We start from the raw sequence: 17,270 nt of genomic DNA on the forward strand, positions 1-17,270 counted from the left end.
AATATTAACTTTCAATAGCGGGAGGGGTTTATAAGTTCAGAGTTATGAGTTCAGAGTTCAGAGTGGTGAGGGGTGATCTACAAAAATCTCATAGTTCCTTTTGCGAAATTCAGGAAAATAAAAAACGAAGTGAAAAGTTTTAATTTCCCACTTCGTTATATTTAAGGTTTAAAATTTCAAACTTAGACTTGGTCTTGCCTGAAATCTGTCATAGGTCTTCGGTCATCCGTCAATTTTCTGACTTCAAGCTTCCCGCTTCCCGCGTCTATCTTCGCGACTGTCTTGGTCTTGAGAAACCAGAATCACCTGATTTTTCAGTAACGCCAGCACGTCTGTCGCGTCTGTTTGGACCAGAACTTTCTTCTGAGCGTCTTGGTCTTGAAGCATCTGAACTTCTTCTGTCGCCTCTATGACCTGCCGATTTAAAATCGCCGCCAGAACGTCTTTCGCCGCGAGGTTTAAAGTCGCCATCTGAGCGTCTTCCACCGCCACTGCCACCAGAACGTCTTTTGTTTCTACTTGTGCCTCCGCCTTGGTCTTCACTGACCTCAACATTTACAAAACGGCCATTGTGTTTATAATCGTTGAAAAAAGCCAATACTTTCTCTTGTAATCCCTTTTCGGTATTAAAGAAAGAGAAACTGTCCTTAACATCAACTTTAAAGACATCGTCTCTTCCAAGTTCAAGAATTTCTTTTAAGAAATCCTTCAAGCTCATCCAATCATAGCCGTCTTTTTTACCAACATTGATAAAGTAACGTGAAGAATCATCATTGCCGCCAAAATCACGACCAAAATCTCTTCCAGAATCGCCTTCTCTATCACTTCCGCGAGATTCCGGCACTGCTAAGTTTTTCGATTTATTATAGTAGTTAAAGAATCGTGTGAATTCTACAGAAAAGAATTTTTGAATCAATTCTTCTTTAGAGGTTTCCTCAAGCAATTCGTTAATACTTGTAAGGTATTTTTCAATCTCAGGATTGATTTCAGTCTTATGGATCTTATTTGCCAAAGACATCAACTGTACTTCGCAAATTTCCATTCCGTCAGGAATATCCTTTTTAACAAAGCTCTTATTGATGATGCGCTCAATACTTTTTATTTTGCGCAATTCACTTTTTGAAACAATAACTATGGAAACTCCAGTCTTGCCTGCACGTCCTGTTCTTCCTGAACGGTGGGTGTAGGTTTCGATCTCATCTGGTAATTGATAGTTAATAACATGCGTAATATTGTCAACATCAATCCCACGTGCGGCAACATCAGTAGCCACCAACATCTGGATTTGATTCTTACGGAAAGAGTTCATGACCATATCACGTTGGTTCTGGCTTAAATCGCCATGCAAAGCACCTGCGCTATAGCCATCTTCGATCAATTGCTCAGCAACTTTTTGCGTATCGCGTTTGGTACGACAGAAAATGACTGAAAATATATCAGGATGTGCGTCGGCCAAACGTTTTAAAGCTTGGTAACGGTCACGAGAATTAACTAAGTAATACTCATGTGATACTTGATTGGTACTTTCATTTTTATTTCCAACAGTAATTTCAACAGGCGAATTCATGAATTTCTTCGCAATGTTCGAAACTTCTTTTGGCATGGTTGCAGAAAACAACCAGGTGTTTTTGTCTGCTGGAGAATGGGAAAGAATATCTGTGATATCCTCATAAAAGCCCATGTTCAACATTTCATCGGCCTCATCAAGGACAGCGTATTCGATTTTAGAAATGTCAACCATATTACGGTTGATCATATCTTTCATACGTCCTGGAGTGGCTACAATGATTTGTGCACCTCTTTTTACTTCTCTTGCTTGGTCACTAATGCTTGCACCACCATAAATAGCGGCAACATTAAAGCCTTTGCAATATTTTCCGTAATTCTTTAATTCGTTGGTAATTTGCAAACAAAGTTCACGAGTAGGAGAGAGGATCAATCCTTGGGTTGTTCTGCTCTCAATGTTGATTTTTTGCAACATTGGAAAGCCGAAGGCCGCAGTTTTACCTGTTCCTGTTTGTGCTAAGGCCACTAAGTCAGTGTCTTGCTCTAATAAAATTGGAATTGCTTTTGCTTGGACATCACTTGGCGTTATAAAGCCAATATCAGTAATAGCCCGTAATAGGTCATCATTAAGACCTAAATCTTGGAATGTGATCATTCGATTTAATATGTATTTGATTATGTTCTTGTGGTGTTACAACAGAAGCGAATCGACATACAAAACCTAAACTCCCAGTAACACATCCTCACCTTGAGGAAATTTTTCAAGTTGCAAAGGTACAATTTTAATTATCACATTTCCTAATTCTAAAGTGAATGATTTGTAAATAATTTATTTCGATATAGTAAAGATTATAAAATAGTTCATAAACCCAATAAAACAACGAGTTAAGGGATTTAAAAATGACTTCTTTCTTTTTGAAAAGTATGTCATTGGAAATGGAATGGCAATTGTAGTTAAACCAAATAGGTTTGTTTATTAGTTTTTGAAAGCTGTAGGAAGTATAATCTTACCGCATTTGATCCTTTATCAGACAACACTGTGAATACTTAAATAGAATTTAAAAAATCAACAAGTTGTTGCACCGCTTTTCCTCGGTGTCCAATGCGATTTTTTTCATCTAAAGAGATTTCTGCAAATGTTTGATCATAGCCTTCAGCCTTGAAAATTGGATCATATCCAAAGCCCTTGTCACCACTTTTGTCCTTTGTAATCTCACCTTCACAAATGCCTGTAAATTGATGCTGTGTCCCATTCAGTTCCAAGGCAATCACGGTTTTAAACTGTGCCTTTCTGTTAGCTGAATGTTCAAGGTTTTTAAGGAGTTTTTGAATGTTGTCTTCTGAGTTGCGTTGTTCCCCTGCATAACGAGCGGAATAAACTCCTGGAGCGCCGTTAAGCGCATCCACTTCCAAACCGGTATCGTCGGCAAAACAATCATAGCCATAATGGGTTTTGATGTATGCCGCTTTCTGTATGGCATTCCCTTCAATGGTGTCTTGGGTTTCAGGCACATCTTCAAAACATCCAATATCTTCAAGACTCAATAGCGTTATACTTTTGGGAATGAAGCTTTGGACTTCTTTGAGTTTGTTGTGGTTGTTGGTGGCGAATACGAGTTTCATGGCAATAGATTGATCGGTAAAATTACTTTAATAATTTCAATATTACCTAGTGTTTGGACCACTAGAAACTATCCTGCCCGTCCAAAGGTGGAAAACAAGAAACACTATTCAAGAGCAACTTTATGCTTATTTTATGATGTTTGTCAGCTTTTCTTCCTTTTTAAACCTTTAATTTAGTCTTATAATTTAAAAACAATAGTTATGACAGTAAACATTCAATTCGTAAATTTAGACTATAGCGACTCACTTGCAGAGCATACAGCTCAAAAATTAAATAAAATGGCTGAAAAATATGATTGGCTGATCAATGCCGACGTGTTTTTTAAAGAAGAAGGCACCAATCCTGAAAAAGGAAAGATTTGTAATATTAGATTGAGCTTGCCAGGACCGCAAATATTTGCTACTTCTGATGAGAAAAACTTTGAAATGTCCGTCAAGGAAACGATCAGCGATTTGGAAATTCAATTAAAAAAGAGAAAACAGACCTATAAGACGCATTAGGCTTGAGGAATTAGGTATGAGGCATTAGGATTTAGTTATGAGAAAAAATTGAAGTTGAAATTGAACTTGAACTTTGCAATATTATCTCAAGTTTGAAATCTTTCAGAAACTAGCTTGCCTCAAACCTCACACCTCAAACCTATTTCACCGATGTTGAAAAGGTTCATTCCTTAAAATCGTAAAAGCACGATACAGTTGTTCTATCATGACCGTATCATTTGATGGGAAAATGTCATTTTTGATAATGATATTTTCCCATTTGCATTGTTATCAACTTCTAATGAAAGTTCATTGAGACTAACCACCGCAGCGCCGGTGGTTATTTTTTTAAAGCCATATCCATGTGTATTTATTATAGTCTCAATAACCATAATGGTAAGAACCAAAGTCGATGACATTTATCAGCGAATTCAAAATCTCAGAATTGGTTTAAATCAGATTTATGACTGTTGGATATCAAAATTTAGCCATTCATATCATTTCAGGATTTTCGAAGACTTTTTCAAATAATTTAGTGGTTGTAAAAGAATGATCATCAATTACAAATCAAAAAACGAATAGTAATCTTAAAATTTTTCTATCATGAAAACAATAATTTTTTTATCAGCATTTGTGTTGTGGGCTAGCGTTGGTCAAGCTCAGGAAGTCACAAAATTAAATGAGGTCAAAGTTAATTATTCACCTCAAATCACTGAAATTTCTCAAAATGGCTCTGTTTTCACAATTAAAATTAAACCTCGAGGGGTAAACAATTTTGTGAGTAATCCAATAGGCTTTTTGAATGATAATTTCGACATCCACAAATTCATCGATTTGGTTAGCACCGAGGAAGATGATCCCGATGAGGAGTATGATTCATATGAAGTCCAACTAAGAAGTACAAAAGGATTTATGATCGCTAATTATGATGGTGAAGGTCATCTGATTTCTACCCGACAAAACTTTAAAGATATCGTGTTGCCCTATCCATTAAGAATACAAGTTTATAACGCGAATAAAGGGTGGAGTATGAAAAAAAATAAATATACGGCAAACACCAAAGGAGTGATTTTGACTAAGGCAATCTATAATTTAACGCTGATAAATGGGAAACAAAAACGTAATATAAAGATAAATGCATTAGATAAAGATTATGGTGTAGTAGCTAAAAATTAAAACTAAAATAAAATGTTAACTGTTAATTACGGACATCAAATAACTAAGGTCATCTGATTAATTTCTGATGACCTCTTTGATTAGGTGAAATCTAAATGTGATTCCAATAATTTAATATTTAATTGGATAAGAATAAATAACTTTAAATTACTTTTAGATAACTATTAATTTTCACACCTTAGGTTATGAAAGCAATGGTCATAGATGATGAAGAACTGGCACGTAAAAGGATTCTGAAATTATTGGAAAAGGTGCCGCAAATTGAAGTTCTTGGAGACTATTCTAATGGTAAAACTGCAATAATTTCAATAAACGAACTTCAGCCAGATCTTATTTTCCTCGATATTAATATGAAGGACATGAATGGATTTGAAGTGCTTCAAAAGATGAGGATTTCTCCAAAACCTATTGTGATATTTGTTACTGCTTATAATAACTATGCCTTACAAGCTTTTGAAGTTGAAGCCTTAGATTTTTTGCTAAAACCGTTTAAAGACGAGCGTTTTTTTAAGACCATTGATAGGGTTTTAAAAACCTCAAAGTCAGAAGGTGATGCTAATTTCCAAAGGAGATTTGTTGATTTTTTTAATTTATACAGCGTGAAATCCGAAAGCGTGGCATTCCCGGCAAAATTTCTAATTAAACAAGGGAATAAAACTATTTTAATAAATCCGTTGGACATCATGTACATTACTTCATCTGGATATTATGCTGAGATATTTGTAGAAAATAAAAAGTATTTGTTGCGTGAAACTTTAAGTAAATTGAATGAAGAACTCGATAAGACTGCTTTTTTTAGAATCCATAGATCATGCATAGTGAATATAAATTTTGTTAGAGAAATAGTGCATTCTAATTTTTCTGAAATTGACGCTAAAATGACGGATAATAAGATGTTGCGCATAAGTAAATCTCATAAAAATGAATTTCTTGAAAAAATAGGAATATCATGAACTTCTTAAATAATAAAAGGAAATTAATAGACGTCAATCTCGTTTTACTTTTGGCGGGTTTTTATCTTCTCTTTTACCTCGTTCTAATTGCCAAAGAGCTGTACATGAAATCGGTTGGAAATGAGGGCATGTCGTCCTCATTGCGTGATTTTTTAATCTATAATCCATTTCTGGATTATATTATTGTTGTGGGCTATATGACATTCATAGCTGTGAGCACCAAGCGTTTTTTAAACAAGAAATATTCTTGGGTCAAAATTATTTCTATACATACTGTCTTATCACTTATTATCGGAATGGTCATACGTCTTGCTACTGACCTGCAAAGTTTATTAACTGGGGTATTTACCTTAGCTGAATATGATGTTAAGGACAGTATGAATCGGTTTATGAACGTAATCGACTTGAATTTTTTGACTTATTTTGCCATGGTTTTTATCGTTTACATCTATTATTATCTCAAACAGGTAAAAGAAGCTGAAAAGAAACAGAATCAACTGGAAGGGCAATTGGTAAATACCAGAATTAAAATGCTTTCATCTCAAATGCAACCTCATTTTTTGTTTAACACCTTAAATTCGATTGCGGTCCTCACGGATATCGATCCTGGTAAAGCTAAAGATACACTAGCAGACTTGAGTGATTTTCTCAGAGAGATTCTCAAGGACCATGAGGGTAATACAATAAGACTTGAAAGGGAACTTCGAATTCTTGAATTTTACCTAAACATTCTGAATGTACGATTTTCGGATCATTTAATCATAAAAAGAGAGATAGATGAATCATTGCTTCAAAGTAATGTGCCTACACATTTGCTTCAACCCATTATTGAGAATTCAATAAAGCATGGGTATTCTTATAGTCATACCGAGTTGGAAGTACTCATTAAAATTTATGCTGAAAACAAGCAGATGGTCATAAAAGTTCAAAATAATGGTGCTTTGTTAAAAGAAAGTCCAACCGATTTATTAAAAAAGGGAATTGGCTTATCAAATATAAACGACAGGTTGCGGAATCTTTATGATGAGGACTATTTATATGAAATAAAAAACAAGGACGACCAATCTGGAGTTGAAACAATTATTAAAATTCCGAAGAGTGTTTAGTGTTTCAATTCATCAACATTACAAACAAGAAACATGCCTGCCCGTCCGCTTGCCCGACCGCAGCTTTTGCGGAGGCGGGAAGCTTTTGCAAAGGCGGGAAACTACTTGTTACCGATGATGATAAGGTTCATTCCTTAGAATCGTAAAAGCGCGATACAGTTGTTCTATCATGAATAAACGGATCATTTGATGGGAAAATGTCATTTTAGATAATGATATTTTGCCATGTGCTTTAGTGTACACGTCTTGTGAAAATCCGTAAGGGCCACCAATCAAAAAAACCAATTGTTTGATCCCAGAATTCATGTGCTTTTGAAGGTAATCGGAAAAGGCAACAGAATCGAATTGCTTTCCGTTTTCGTCCAAAAGAATGAGCATGTCCGTGTTGCTCAGTTTGGCTAATATCAGTTCGCCTTCCTTTTGTTTCTGTTGTTCTTCACTTAAATTCTTCACTTTTTTAAGATCTGGAATAATCTCAAATTCAAATTTAATGTAGAATCCTAAACGTTTCTGATAGTCATCAATCAGCATTTGCAATTGCTGATGGTCGGTTTTGCCAATGGCGAGAAGTTTTATTTGCATGGGGTAAAATTACAAATTTGTCTGGATATGGAATTTCGGATTTGGAATTTGAGTATTTCAATTATCAATTAGTATTTTTACATTAAATATTATTAGTGCCCGGTAAAAAACAGAAAGTTAACAACCTATTTATAGAGAGGGAAGTTACCGGGTTTCAAAATCACACCTTTCATTCAGAAACTATTTCTGCGGAGGTGATTGAACAATTTTAATTTAAATAAATAAGTGTATGTCATTTAGTTGCATTCAAGTCTTAGAACTTTATTCCCTGTCTGTTCGGCAGACAGGTAAAAGCGCAGCGGTCTTGATTCTTTATGGGACAACACTGATTAAATATTCCTAAAATGATTTCACAAGAACAATTCAATATAGAAATAGAAGGCATCATTTCTAATGCCGTTAGAGAGGACGTTGGCGATGGCGATCATAGTTCGCTGGCCTGCATTCCTGCTTCAGCACAGGGCAAGGCAAAGCTCTTGGTCAAAGATAACGGCATTATTGCAGGTGTAGCTTTTGCCAAACTGGTCTTTCAATATATCGACAAAGATTTAAAAGTGGAAACATTGATTGAAGATGGTGCCGAAATAAAGTACGGTGATATCGTGTTTTACGTAGAAGGCTCGTCACAATCCATTCTTAAAGCAGAACGTTTGGTTTTAAATGCCATGCAACGGATGAGCGCCATTGCAACAAAAACAAAAACCTTTGTGGATTTGCTGGAAGGTACTGGGACCAAGATTTTGGACACCAGAAAAACGACGCCAGGGATTCGAGCACTCGAAAAATGGGCTGTAAAGATTGGTGGCGGAGAAAATCATCGGTTTGCCTTGTATGATATGGTGATGTTGAAGGACAACCATATCGATTTTGCTGGTGGAATTACCACGGCCATCACAAAGACGAAAGCGTATTTAAAGGAAAACAACTTAGACTTGAAGATTATTGTTGAAGCTAGAGATCTTGATGAAATTAAAGAAATCCTCAAAACCGACGGCGTTTACAGAATTTTGATTGATAATTTTAATTATGCTGATACCAAGAAGGCCGTTGCTTTAATTGGTGACCAATGCTTGACCGAGTCATCGGGCGGGATCAATGAGCACACGGCACGCGAATATGCTTTGTGTGGTGTGGATTTTATCTCTTCTGGAGCTTTGACCCATTCGGTATATAATATGGACTTAAGTTTAAAAGCCGTTTAAATGTCTGATCAACCAGATGCTAATATTGAGGACGAAATCGAAGACAAACTCGAGAAAATCCCCGTTTTAAAGTATTTTATTAAACTTCTAAAGAGAATAAAATTACCAGCTTTAGAAGGGTTGACCTTGTATTATTTTTTAAGGCTTTACGGCAGGGGAATTATTAAAGGCGCGGTAACCAGTAGGGCGAGTGCCATTGCGTTTAGTTTTTTCACGGCGATATTTCCGTTTTTATTGTTTATTATTATTCTCATCCCATATATTCCAGTAGCAGGTTTTGAATATGAATTTAAAGGATTTTTGAACTCCGTTTTACCTCCCCAAACCTCCGATTTCTTCTTTGATAATATTTTTCAGAATATTTACACCAAAGCTAGTGGGGGTTTAATTTCAACAGTTTTCCTGTTATCTATTGTTTTAATGGCAAATGGGATTAGTGCTCTTTTTTCGGGGTTTGAAAGTTCTTATCATCAACAACTAACGCGCAGTGTCGTCAAACAGTATTTGTACTCCATGTTTGTGGCGCTTATTTTGGTGCTTTTATTGATCATTACCATTGCAGTTATTGGTTATTTCCAAATTTATGTCATCCAAAAGGTGCTATACTATATGGATAAACAGGGTTATGAGACCTATGAAGAGGGCTTGTTTATGGTTGCCTTGGCCAAATATATATTTTTCGTAATCATGGTCTATATAGCCACGGCCACTTTATATTATTTTGGAACCAGAGAAGGTAAAAATTCTAAGTTTTTTTCCGCAGGAGCGTTGTTGACAACCATCTTGATTATTGTATTTTCGTATTTATTCGGCATTTACGTCACCTATTTCTCAACATATAACGAGTTGTATGGGTCGATTGGCGCCTTATTGATATTATTGTTTTATCTCTGGCTGAACTCCAATATTTTACTGTTGGGCTTTGAACTCAACGCTACCATACGACTTTTGAAGAAATTTAACCTTCAAAAACAAATTGCTAAAGAAAAATCCTAATTCACCACATGCAACATTTTATAGACGTCATACTTCCCATTCCGCTTGAAAGGCTATTTACGTACAGCATTACCCAAGCCGAATCAGAATTTTTGAAAGCAGGGATGCGTGTGGCGGTGCCGTTTGGGAAAACTAAAATATATACGGCACTGGTGTTTGAGATCCATCAGCAACAACCCACAGCTTATGAGGCCAAAGAAATTCATCAAATTTTGGATGATGCACCTATCATTACCCAAACACAGTTGACCCATTGGCAGTGGATTGCAGAGTATTACCTCTGTACTTTAGGCGATGTGCTCAGGGCGGCATTGCCCAACTCATTTTTGTTGGAAAGTGAAACGATCATCACTAAAAACAATGATAAAATTATCAATGACGCCGACTTAAAGGACGAGGAGTTTTTGGTGTATGAAGCGCTACACCATCAGTCGTCGCTTAAACTTCACGACTTGATCAATATTCTGGATAAGAAGAATGTCTTTTCAGTGATCAATGCCTTGTTGGATAAAGACGCCATTGTGCTTCAGGAAGAGGTCTATGAGAAGTATAAGCCGAAATTGGTGCGCTATGTCAAGTTGAATTCGAACTATTCAGAATCAGAAAAACTACAACAGCTGTTGGAAGAATTGAGCAGGGCACCAAAGCAACGGGATGTGATCATGACTTTGTTTTCAATTTCAGCGCAGACAAAAAAACCGGTGAAAGTTTCGGATTTGTCGGAAGCCAGTGACGCGTCTCCGGCAATTATCAAAACCTTGATTGACAAGGAGATTTTAGCGGAGTATCATTTTCAGGAAGATCGTGTGGCGTATTCAGGCGATGCCAATGAGGCTTCAAAAACCTTGAATACCTATCAAGAGAAAGCGCTTGAGGAAATCAAACAATCCTTTGAGACATTCAATATCACCTTACTTCACGGGGTGACCTCGTCTGGAAAAACGGAAGTTTATGTCAAACTTATTGAAGAGGTGATTGCCAAAGGGAAACAGGTGTTGTACTTACTCCCTGAAATCGCCTTGACAACGCAGTTGGTCAGCCGATTGGAAACTTATTTTGGCGGCAACGTCTCTGTGTATCATTCAAAATATTCGTCGCATGAACGTTTTGAGCTTTGGAATAATGTGTTGCAAAATCAGCCTAAGGCACAGATTGTATTGGGTGCACGGTCGTCAATTTTCTTACCGTTCCATGATCTCGGTTTGGTTATTGTTGATGAAGAGCATGAAACGTCCTTTAAGCAATTTGACCCTGCGCCAAGATATCACGCTCGTGATGCTGCAATTGTGTTGGCAGCTCTTTTTAAAAGCAAGACCTTATTAGGATCGGCAACGCCAAGTTTGGAAAGCTACTACAATGTAAAGCAGGGAAAATATGGTTTGGTGGAAATTACCCACCGATTCAATGACGTATTGATGCCCGATATAGAATTGGTCGATATACAGGATAAGCACAAACGAAAGCGAATGACGGGCCATTTTAGCGACCGATTGATTGAGGAAATGACGGAAGCTTTGAGCGTTGGCCATCAGATTATTTTGTTCCAAAACCGACGCGGATTTTCGCCCATCGTTGAATGTGTCACCTGCGGCCATGCGCCACAGTGTCCTAACTGCGATGTCAGTTTGACCTTTCATCAATTTAAGAATGAGTTGCGCTGCCATTATTGTGGCTATTATACCGCCATGCTCAAAAACTGTATGGCCTGTGGCAGCGTGGAATTGGATAATAAGGGTTTTGGTACGGAGCAGGTCCAGGAAGAAGCACAGGCTCTTTTTCCGGAGCACAAAGTAGGACGAATGGATTTAGATACCACCCGGGGCAAATTTGGTTATGACCGAATCATTACTGCTTTTGAGCAAAAAGAAATTGATATTTTGGTCGGCACGCAAATGCTGACCAAGGGTTTGGATTTTAGAAATGTAAAACTTGTTGGTATTATGAATGCGGACAATATGCTCAATTTTCCTGATTTTAGAGCGCTTGAACGCAGTTTTCAATTGATGCTACAAGTGTCGGGTAGGGCAGGACGTACGGATGAAAGAGGAAAGGTGCTGATCCAAACTTATAATCCGCATCACAGAATTTTACATCAAGTGTCTACCAATAATTATGCAGAGATGTATATGGAGCAGATGGATGAGCGTCACAATTTTAAATACCCGCCAATTTACAGGTTGATAAAGATCACCTTAAAGCACAAAGACTTTAATAAAGTAAATATTGGTGCCGAGTGGTATGCGACTGGCTTAAAACAGGTTTTTAAAAGTAATATTCTGGGGCCTGAATTTCCGCCCATTTCAAGAATAAGAAACCAATTTCACAAAAATATCCTCGTTAAGATTCCGCCACAGCAATCCCTTTCAAAAACAAAAAAAGCCATTGTTAAAATTAACAATAGCTTTTTGAGTATTAAAGAATTTAGGTCGGTTAGGGTGATTCTAAATGTCGATAACTTTTAATGAGATAGAAATTTGGAACAAATTTCGTAATCGAACTAATCCCGCTATTTAGCGGGATCTCTTGTTGTGTTTCACTTCATTTGTTATAGAAATTTGGAACAAATTTCGTAATCGAATTAATCCCGCTTTTTAGCGGGATCTCTCGTTGTGTTTCACTTCATTTGTTATAGCAGTTTGGCACAAATTTCGTAATCGAACTAATCCCGCTATTTAGCGGGATCTGTTGTTCGGATGTGCTTCGTTTGTTAAAGCAGTTTGGCACAAATTTCGTAATCGAATTAATCCCGCTATTTAGCGGGGTCTCCTGTCCGTTTTACTTCATTTGTTAAAGCAGTTTGGAACAAATTTCGTAATCGAACTAATCCCGCTTTTTAGCGGGATCCCATGTTCAATTTTTCAATTGCGAATAGAAGTTTTGAACAAATTTCTTAATCGAACGAATCCTGCATCTGGGTGAAACCTCTTATTGATAAAATCTTTATTGGTTTCTAATTAAGTTAAAACAACTTTCGTGCATCTCGATTTGGCTTTTTAAATGATTGTCATGAACCGGTCCAATATCTTTATTGCCGTACTCCCGAATGTCCTAGACTTTCAAGCCTGTTTTAAAAAAATAATCCCGCCTTTGGCGGGATATTTTTTCTTTTATTAGACTATTGCTCATTTCCTAGCTATGGGGATTAGCGCGTTAATGGCAATTAGATATTATTTAAAGCATCCACGAGTTCGGTCTTTTTATTCCTACTCAGCGGAATTTCATAAGCGCCAACCTCAACATTTTTACTGTTAAAGCGGTCTACCTTGTCCAAGTTGACAATGTACGATTTGTGAATTCTTAAAAATTTACCTTCGGGCAATTCCTGTTCAAAGGCTTTCATGGTTGAAAGTACAACCAAGCTGTTTTCTTCAGTGACCAATTTAACGTAGTCACCAAGGGCTTCAATCCATTTGATGTCCTTGATATACACTTTACGCTTTTTTAAGTTGCTTTTAACAAAGATGTGCTCGCCATCCGCTTCATTGAAATCGAGTTTCAATTTATGTAGCTCGACAGCTTTATCTACTGCAATATTAAAACGTTCTCTAGTGATCGGTTTTTGTAGATAATCGGTAGCATCATAATTAAAGGCTTTAAACGCATATTCCGTTTTACCAGTAACAAAAATAATTTGGGGTTTGTTGTTGAGAACATCAAGCAGTTCGAAACCAGTAAGCACTGGCATTTCAATATCCAAGAAGATGAGGTCTACTTTATGGGTATTTAAGCCATTTTTGGTTTCAAGTGCGCTACTATATTCTGCTATAAGGTTAAGAGATGAATGATTTTCAATTAACTTTACAATCGATAAGCGTTGTATCGCCGAGTCATCAACTACTACACAGTTTAAAGTCATAACATTTGATTTATTTAGGTTAAGATATCGACAATAGTACGAAAAATTCGGACAAAAACCAAATAACATCGATAAAGTGTCCTATTTAACATTTTTTTTATTAACCAAAAGTAGATAAAAAATTAGTTAAACTTTAGTTGTCAGAACCATAAATAATGGTTATTTTTGCAGCCATTTTAAATTAATAAATATACATTACTATGAATCATTATGAAACTGTTTTCATCTTAAATCCCGTTTTATCTGAAACTCAGATAAAGGAAACAGTAGAGAAATACGAAGATTTTCTTGTTTCTAGAGGAGCGAAGATGGTATCCAAAGAAGATTGGGGCTTAAAAAAATTAGCCTATCCAATCCAAAACAAAAAAAGTGGCTTTTACCACTTATTTGAGTTCACTGTAGATGGTGAAGTCATCAATCCACTAGAAGTAGAGTTTAGACGTGACGAGCGTTTTATGCGTTATTTAACTGTAAAGTTAGATAAGCACGCTATTTCATGGGCTGAAAGAAGAAGAACTAAACTTAAACAAAAAGCGTAATTATGTCATCAATAGAACAACAAGCTAAAGGAAAAAAAGATGGTGAGATCAGATATCTGACCCCATTGAATATTGACACAAGTAAAACGAAAAAGTACTGTCGTTTCCAAAAGTCTGGTATCAAATATGTTGATTACAAAGACGCCGATTGGTTATTAGGTTTCGTAAACGAGCAAGGTAAATTGTTACCAAGACGTTTGACAGGAACATCGTTAAAATATCAAAGAAAAGTATCTGTAGCGGTTAAGAGAGCGCGTCACCTTGCGTTGATGCCTTATGTAGCAGATTTATTAAAATAATAAAAACATAACTATGGAACTTATATTAAAACAAGACGTTGAAAATTTAGGATTTAAAGACGATGTTATAACGGTTAAGAACGGTTATGGTAGAAATTTTTTAATTCCTCAAGGTTTAGCGATAATGGCAACGGTTTCAGCTAGAAAAGTATTGGCTGAAAACTTGAAGCAACGTGCTTATAAAGAGAAACAAATTATTGAAGAAGCTCAAAAAGAAGCTGAAGCAATAAAAGCATTGGAAATTAAATTAACTTCTAAAGCTGCTGCTGGAGCAACTGCTGGAGATAAGATATTTGGTTCAATAACCAATATTGACTTGGCGAATGCATTGAAAAATGCAGACATTATTGTTGATAAAAAATATATCGCCATTACAGGTGGTAATATCAAACGTTTAGGTCAATATGATGCGGTCATCAGACTTCACAGAGATGTTACCGTTGATATGGTTTTTGAAGTTATTGCAGAATTATAATTTTCAAAACAAATTTTTAAAAAGCCTCAATCCTTTATTGGAATGAGGCTTTTTTCATAAGTGGAAATTTACGTTTCCACAGAAAGTAGCATAATGTTATGGGGAGTTTGGGCAGAAGGAGTTTTGCACAAATACCTATCTCGACATTTATAATCTAATAGTTAAGAGATTTCCGCCTTCGCGGAAATGAAAATACTTTGCAATGAAATACACAAGACTCACCAAAGAACAATTTGAAGAATTGCACCAGGAATTTATTAATTTTCTGGCCGCACAATCCATTACTGCTGAAGAATGGACAGAAATTAAATCCAATAAACCAGAGGTTGCCGAGGAAGAACTCGATGTGTTCAGCGATTTGATTTGGGAAGGTGTTTTAAGGAAAGTAGCTTATTTAGAACATATTTCGCCACAACAAATGCATTTGTTCCATTTGAGGGAAAACGATATGCAACTGATTGCCATAAAATTAAAGATTGACACCGTTGACTTAACCACTTCCGAAGGTTTTGAATGGTTCAGAGCAAATCTTCTATCCGATGATGTCGAATTCCTAACCGCCAACAAAGCCTATTCAGAAGATAAAGCCCTAGACAAATTTAAGCTCATCCAACAAGGCGGCGTCATCACCAAAGGCGATCTGTATAAGTATTTTGAGAAGTTGGTGGGGAAGGAGTAGAGTTGGAAGCACGAAGCACGAAGTTGGAAGTAGGAAGTTTGAGTTTCTTGTTTCGAGTTTCTCGTTTCTTGTTTGATGCGTTTCAAATTCAATTTCAACTTCAATTTCGACTTCAACTTCAATTTCACCGCGTTCCTTGCGCCAAGCATGGTATTCTTTGCGGTTAACTTAAAAGGTGTAAAGAAAGAATAAAGCTTGGATATTCAAAATTCGAAATTCAATAGTCAAGGTTAATAAGGTTTACTTCGATATTTGCTATTCAAACTTCAATATTCAATATTCAAAGTTTTTCCCCTCCGTTAAAGCTTCCCGCCTCCGCAAAAGCTGCGGACGGGCAAGCGAACAGGCAGGCTAGTTTCTTGTTTGATGCGTTTCAATTTCAATTTCAACTTCAATTTCAATTTCATTTCCCGCCTCCACAAATGCTACCCGTCTTCACTTTGTTACGCGCGGGCAGGCGGACGGGCAGGCAATTTAATCGTCATCACGAATTCTGCGAAAATCTGCGAAATCCGCGGGAAAACCTACTCATACCGCAACGACTCCACAGGATCCAGTTTAGCGGCCTTTACAGCCGGAAGCAACCCAGCAACCACGGCTACGATAAAAGCTATCGTAAACGCACTGAACATGGCTAGCCAAGGTGTTGAGAATTGAAAGTTGGCGGCGGCCGACACGCCATATCCGATCAGGACACCAAGTATGATTCCAAGAATGCCTCCCAATTGACCAATAATGATAGCTTCCATGAAAAACTGTGTAGCAATAGTTTTCCTTTTGGCACCCAGAGCTTTCCGCACCCCAATTTCCCGCGTGCGTTCCGTCACCGAAACAAACAGAATGTTCATGAGCGCAATTGAAGATCCTAAAATTGTGATCATGCTGATCACCCATGCGGCAACATAGAGATACCCAGTAATGGATCCAATACGGTTGATCAAATCGTCACTGCGTTCTATTCCAAAATCGTTTTCTTCAATAGGATTTAAGTTTCTGATATTCCTAAACGTTAAGATGGCATCATCCTGTGCGCCCGCCAACATATCCTTTTTGTCCGTTTTAACACTCAAACTATAGTTGATATTCGGACCTGTAAAGAGTGTTCTGGCTTTTTGGATGGGAATCATCATGCGTAAATCTTGATTGTTTCCAAAACTCGAGCCTTTAGCTTTTAAAACCCCAATCACTCTAAATTTGGCGCCTCTAACGCTGATGGTTTGCCCAATCGGATTGACATCACTCAAAATCGCTTTTGCCAAATCACTTCCAATCACACAAAAATTAGTGCTGTTTTCGATATCAAAATAATTGAATTCGCGACCTTCGCTGACTTCTAATCCAGAGTTTTGGATGTAGTTTTCATTGACGCCCAAAACCATTACTTCAGGATCCGATTTTTTATTTTCGTATTTCACTTCCGCAGTTTGGGTGCCCACAAAAGAAACGGAGACTTGGGTAAACGGAAACTTATATTTGTCTTCAAAATCTTTTACATTTCTATAGGATATAATCGGATTGATCTTCTGCACTTCTTTTCCGCTTTGACGTTGGGTAGTAAATTCATACCGCTGAAAGTTAAACGTATTGGCACCCATCGAAGAGAAATCGCTTGAAATGGTGTTTTCCAAAGCCGACACTGCGCTCAAAATCCCTACCAAAGCCGTTATGCCAATGGCAATGATCAAAATGGTCAAAATGGTACGTAACAGTTGGGTGCGAATGGAATTGAGGGCAATTCTAATATTCTCTCTGAATAATGAAAACATATATGCTGGGTGTTCTTGTTATGGTTGAATGA

16 protein-coding genes and 1 pseudogene are annotated in these 17,270 nt (G+C 37.0%); 11 read left to right on the top strand and 6 right to left on the bottom strand.

All coding sequences use genetic code 11. The annotated features are described in order from the left end of the window. Positions 1-265: 265 nt before the first annotated feature. A complete protein-coding gene (locus ESZ48_RS09230; RefSeq protein ID WP_129017110.1) occupies positions 266-2,161 on the bottom strand; it encodes a DEAD/DEAH box helicase in 1,896 nt (631 codons plus the stop codon). 392 nt (positions 2,162-2,553) lie between these two features. Further along, positions 2,554-3,129, bottom strand: a complete 576-nt coding sequence (locus ESZ48_RS09235; RefSeq protein ID WP_129017112.1) for a non-canonical purine NTP diphosphatase — start codon at positions 3,127-3,129, stop codon at positions 2,554-2,556. A gap of 201 nt (positions 3,130-3,330) precedes the next feature. On the opposite strand from ESZ48_RS09235, the gene ESZ48_RS09240 reads away from it, so the two are divergent. Then, entirely contained in the window at positions 3,331-3,630 is a 300-nt protein-coding gene (locus ESZ48_RS09240; RefSeq protein WP_129017114.1) for an HPF/RaiA family ribosome-associated protein, read from the top strand. Between the two features lie 144 nt (positions 3,631-3,774). Here the strand turns inward: ESZ48_RS09240 and ESZ48_RS09245 are convergent. Then, a pseudogene (locus ESZ48_RS09245) lies at positions 3,775-3,914 on the bottom strand (23S rRNA (pseudouridine(1915)-N(3))-methyltransferase RlmH); the annotation flags it as partial. A 298-nt stretch (positions 3,915-4,212) separates the two neighbouring features. On the opposite strand from ESZ48_RS09245, the gene ESZ48_RS09250 reads away from it, so the two are divergent. From ESZ48_RS09250 to ESZ48_RS09260, 3 genes are all read left to right on the top strand, one after another. Next, the gene (locus ESZ48_RS09250; RefSeq protein WP_129017116.1) at positions 4,213-4,785 is read left to right on the top strand and encodes a hypothetical protein; all 573 of its coding nucleotides are present in this window, start codon (positions 4,213-4,215) and stop codon (positions 4,783-4,785) included. Between the two features lie 185 nt (positions 4,786-4,970). Next, the gene (locus tag ESZ48_RS09255) at positions 4,971-5,738 is read left to right on the top strand and encodes a LytR/AlgR family response regulator transcription factor (protein ID WP_129017118.1); all 768 of its coding nucleotides are present in this window, start codon (positions 4,971-4,973) and stop codon (positions 5,736-5,738) included. Next, positions 5,735-6,844 (top strand): sensor histidine kinase, encoded by a 1,110-nt coding sequence (locus tag ESZ48_RS09260; protein ID WP_129017120.1) that lies wholly within the window; start codon positions 5,735-5,737, stop codon positions 6,842-6,844. Before ESZ48_RS09255 ends, ESZ48_RS09260 begins: the two co-directional genes overlap by 4 nt. Positions 6,845-6,952: 108 nt before the next feature. Here the strand turns inward: ESZ48_RS09260 and rlmH are convergent, their stop codons facing one another. Then, positions 6,953-7,426 carry a 23S rRNA (pseudouridine(1915)-N(3))-methyltransferase RlmH gene (gene rlmH / locus ESZ48_RS09265; RefSeq protein ID WP_129017122.1) on the bottom strand — a complete coding sequence of 158 codons (474 nt, stop codon included), beginning with the start codon at positions 7,424-7,426 and terminating at the stop codon, positions 6,953-6,955. 344 nt (positions 7,427-7,770) lie between these two features. On the opposite strand from rlmH, the gene nadC reads away from it, so the two are divergent. From nadC to priA, 3 genes are read left to right on the top strand one after another with little or no spacing between them, the layout of a single operon-like run. Further along, a complete protein-coding gene (nadC, locus tag ESZ48_RS09270) occupies positions 7,771-8,628 on the top strand; it encodes a carboxylating nicotinate-nucleotide diphosphorylase (protein WP_129017124.1) in 858 nt (285 codons plus the stop codon). Then, positions 8,629-9,624, top strand: a complete 996-nt coding sequence (locus ESZ48_RS09275) for a YihY/virulence factor BrkB family protein (RefSeq protein ID WP_317127987.1) — start codon at positions 8,629-8,631, stop codon at positions 9,622-9,624. It abuts the gene before it with no gap. Positions 9,625-9,632: 8 nt separating this feature from the next. Then, positions 9,633-12,086, top strand: coding sequence for a replication restart helicase PriA (priA, locus tag ESZ48_RS09280; protein ID WP_129017126.1), 2,454 nt, complete (start codon positions 9,633-9,635; stop codon positions 12,084-12,086). A gap of 698 nt (positions 12,087-12,784) precedes the next feature. On the opposite strand, the gene ESZ48_RS09285 is transcribed toward priA, so the two are convergent. Further along, positions 12,785-13,480 carry a LytR/AlgR family response regulator transcription factor gene (locus ESZ48_RS09285; RefSeq protein WP_129017127.1) on the bottom strand — a complete coding sequence of 232 codons (696 nt, stop codon included), beginning with the start codon at positions 13,478-13,480 and terminating at the stop codon, positions 12,785-12,787. Positions 13,481-13,680: 200 nt separating this feature from the next. On the opposite strand from ESZ48_RS09285, the gene rpsF reads away from it, so the two are divergent. From rpsF to ESZ48_RS09305, 4 genes are all read left to right on the top strand, one after another. Then, positions 13,681-14,019, top strand: a complete 339-nt coding sequence (rpsF, locus tag ESZ48_RS09290; protein ID WP_129017129.1) for a 30S ribosomal protein S6 — start codon at positions 13,681-13,683, stop codon at positions 14,017-14,019. Positions 14,020-14,021: 2 nt separating this feature from the next. After that, positions 14,022-14,318 carry a 30S ribosomal protein S18 gene (gene rpsR, locus ESZ48_RS09295; RefSeq protein WP_027124835.1) on the top strand — a complete coding sequence of 99 codons (297 nt, stop codon included), beginning with the start codon at positions 14,022-14,024 and terminating at the stop codon, positions 14,316-14,318. A 13-nt stretch (positions 14,319-14,331) separates the two neighbouring features. After that, positions 14,332-14,793: a 50S ribosomal protein L9 gene (gene rplI, locus ESZ48_RS09300; protein ID WP_129017131.1), complete on the top strand. Its 462-nt coding sequence runs from the start codon at positions 14,332-14,334 to the stop codon at positions 14,791-14,793. Positions 14,794-14,995: 202 nt separating this feature from the next. Further along, positions 14,996-15,472 carry a DUF6495 family protein gene (locus ESZ48_RS09305; RefSeq protein ID WP_129017133.1) on the top strand — a complete coding sequence of 159 codons (477 nt, stop codon included), beginning with the start codon at positions 14,996-14,998 and terminating at the stop codon, positions 15,470-15,472. A gap of 524 nt (positions 15,473-15,996) precedes the next feature. On the opposite strand, the gene ESZ48_RS09310 is transcribed toward ESZ48_RS09305, so the two are convergent. Next, positions 15,997-17,238 carry an ABC transporter permease gene (locus ESZ48_RS09310; RefSeq protein WP_129017135.1) on the bottom strand — a complete coding sequence of 414 codons (1,242 nt, stop codon included), beginning with the start codon at positions 17,236-17,238 and terminating at the stop codon, positions 15,997-15,999. Positions 17,239-17,270 lie beyond the last annotated feature (32 nt).

Source organism: Gelidibacter gilvus, from assembly GCF_004115975.1.
In the GTDB taxonomy this organism is placed as follows: domain Bacteria; phylum Bacteroidota; class Bacteroidia; order Flavobacteriales; family Flavobacteriaceae; genus Gelidibacter; species Gelidibacter gilvus.

Coding starts and splice junctions, on each gene's coding strand:
- rlmH (WP_129017122.1), bottom strand. CDS start 7,426: ATGCAAATAAAACTTCTCGCCATTGGCAAAACCGACCATCAGCAATTG.
- rpsF (WP_129017129.1), top strand. CDS start 13,681: ATGAATCATTATGAAACTGTTTTCATCTTAAATCCCGTTTTATCTGAA.
- ESZ48_RS09275 (WP_317127987.1), top strand. CDS start 8,629: ATGTCTGATCAACCAGATGCTAATATTGAGGACGAAATCGAAGACAAA.
- ESZ48_RS09260 (WP_129017120.1), top strand. CDS start 5,735: ATGAACTTCTTAAATAATAAAAGGAAATTAATAGACGTCAATCTCGTT.
- ESZ48_RS09240 (WP_129017114.1), top strand. CDS start 3,331: ATGACAGTAAACATTCAATTCGTAAATTTAGACTATAGCGACTCACTT.
- ESZ48_RS09255 (WP_129017118.1), top strand. CDS start 4,971: ATGAAAGCAATGGTCATAGATGATGAAGAACTGGCACGTAAAAGGATT.
- ESZ48_RS09305 (WP_129017133.1), top strand. CDS start 14,996: ATGAAATACACAAGACTCACCAAAGAACAATTTGAAGAATTGCACCAG.
- ESZ48_RS09310 (WP_129017135.1), bottom strand. CDS start 17,238: ATGTTTTCATTATTCAGAGAGAATATTAGAATTGCCCTCAATTCCATT.
- nadC (WP_129017124.1), top strand. CDS start 7,771: ATGATTTCACAAGAACAATTCAATATAGAAATAGAAGGCATCATTTCT.
- ESZ48_RS09230 (WP_129017110.1), bottom strand. CDS start 2,161: ATGATCACATTCCAAGATTTAGGTCTTAATGATGACCTATTACGGGCT.
- rplI (WP_129017131.1), top strand. CDS start 14,332: ATGGAACTTATATTAAAACAAGACGTTGAAAATTTAGGATTTAAAGAC.
- ESZ48_RS09235 (WP_129017112.1), bottom strand. CDS start 3,129: ATGAAACTCGTATTCGCCACCAACAACCACAACAAACTCAAAGAAGTC.
- rpsR (WP_027124835.1), top strand. CDS start 14,022: ATGTCATCAATAGAACAACAAGCTAAAGGAAAAAAAGATGGTGAGATC.
- ESZ48_RS09250 (WP_129017116.1), top strand. CDS start 4,213: ATGAAAACAATAATTTTTTTATCAGCATTTGTGTTGTGGGCTAGCGTT.
- ESZ48_RS09285 (WP_129017127.1), bottom strand. CDS start 13,480: ATGACTTTAAACTGTGTAGTAGTTGATGACTCGGCGATACAACGCTTA.
- priA (WP_129017126.1), top strand. CDS start 9,633: ATGCAACATTTTATAGACGTCATACTTCCCATTCCGCTTGAAAGGCTA.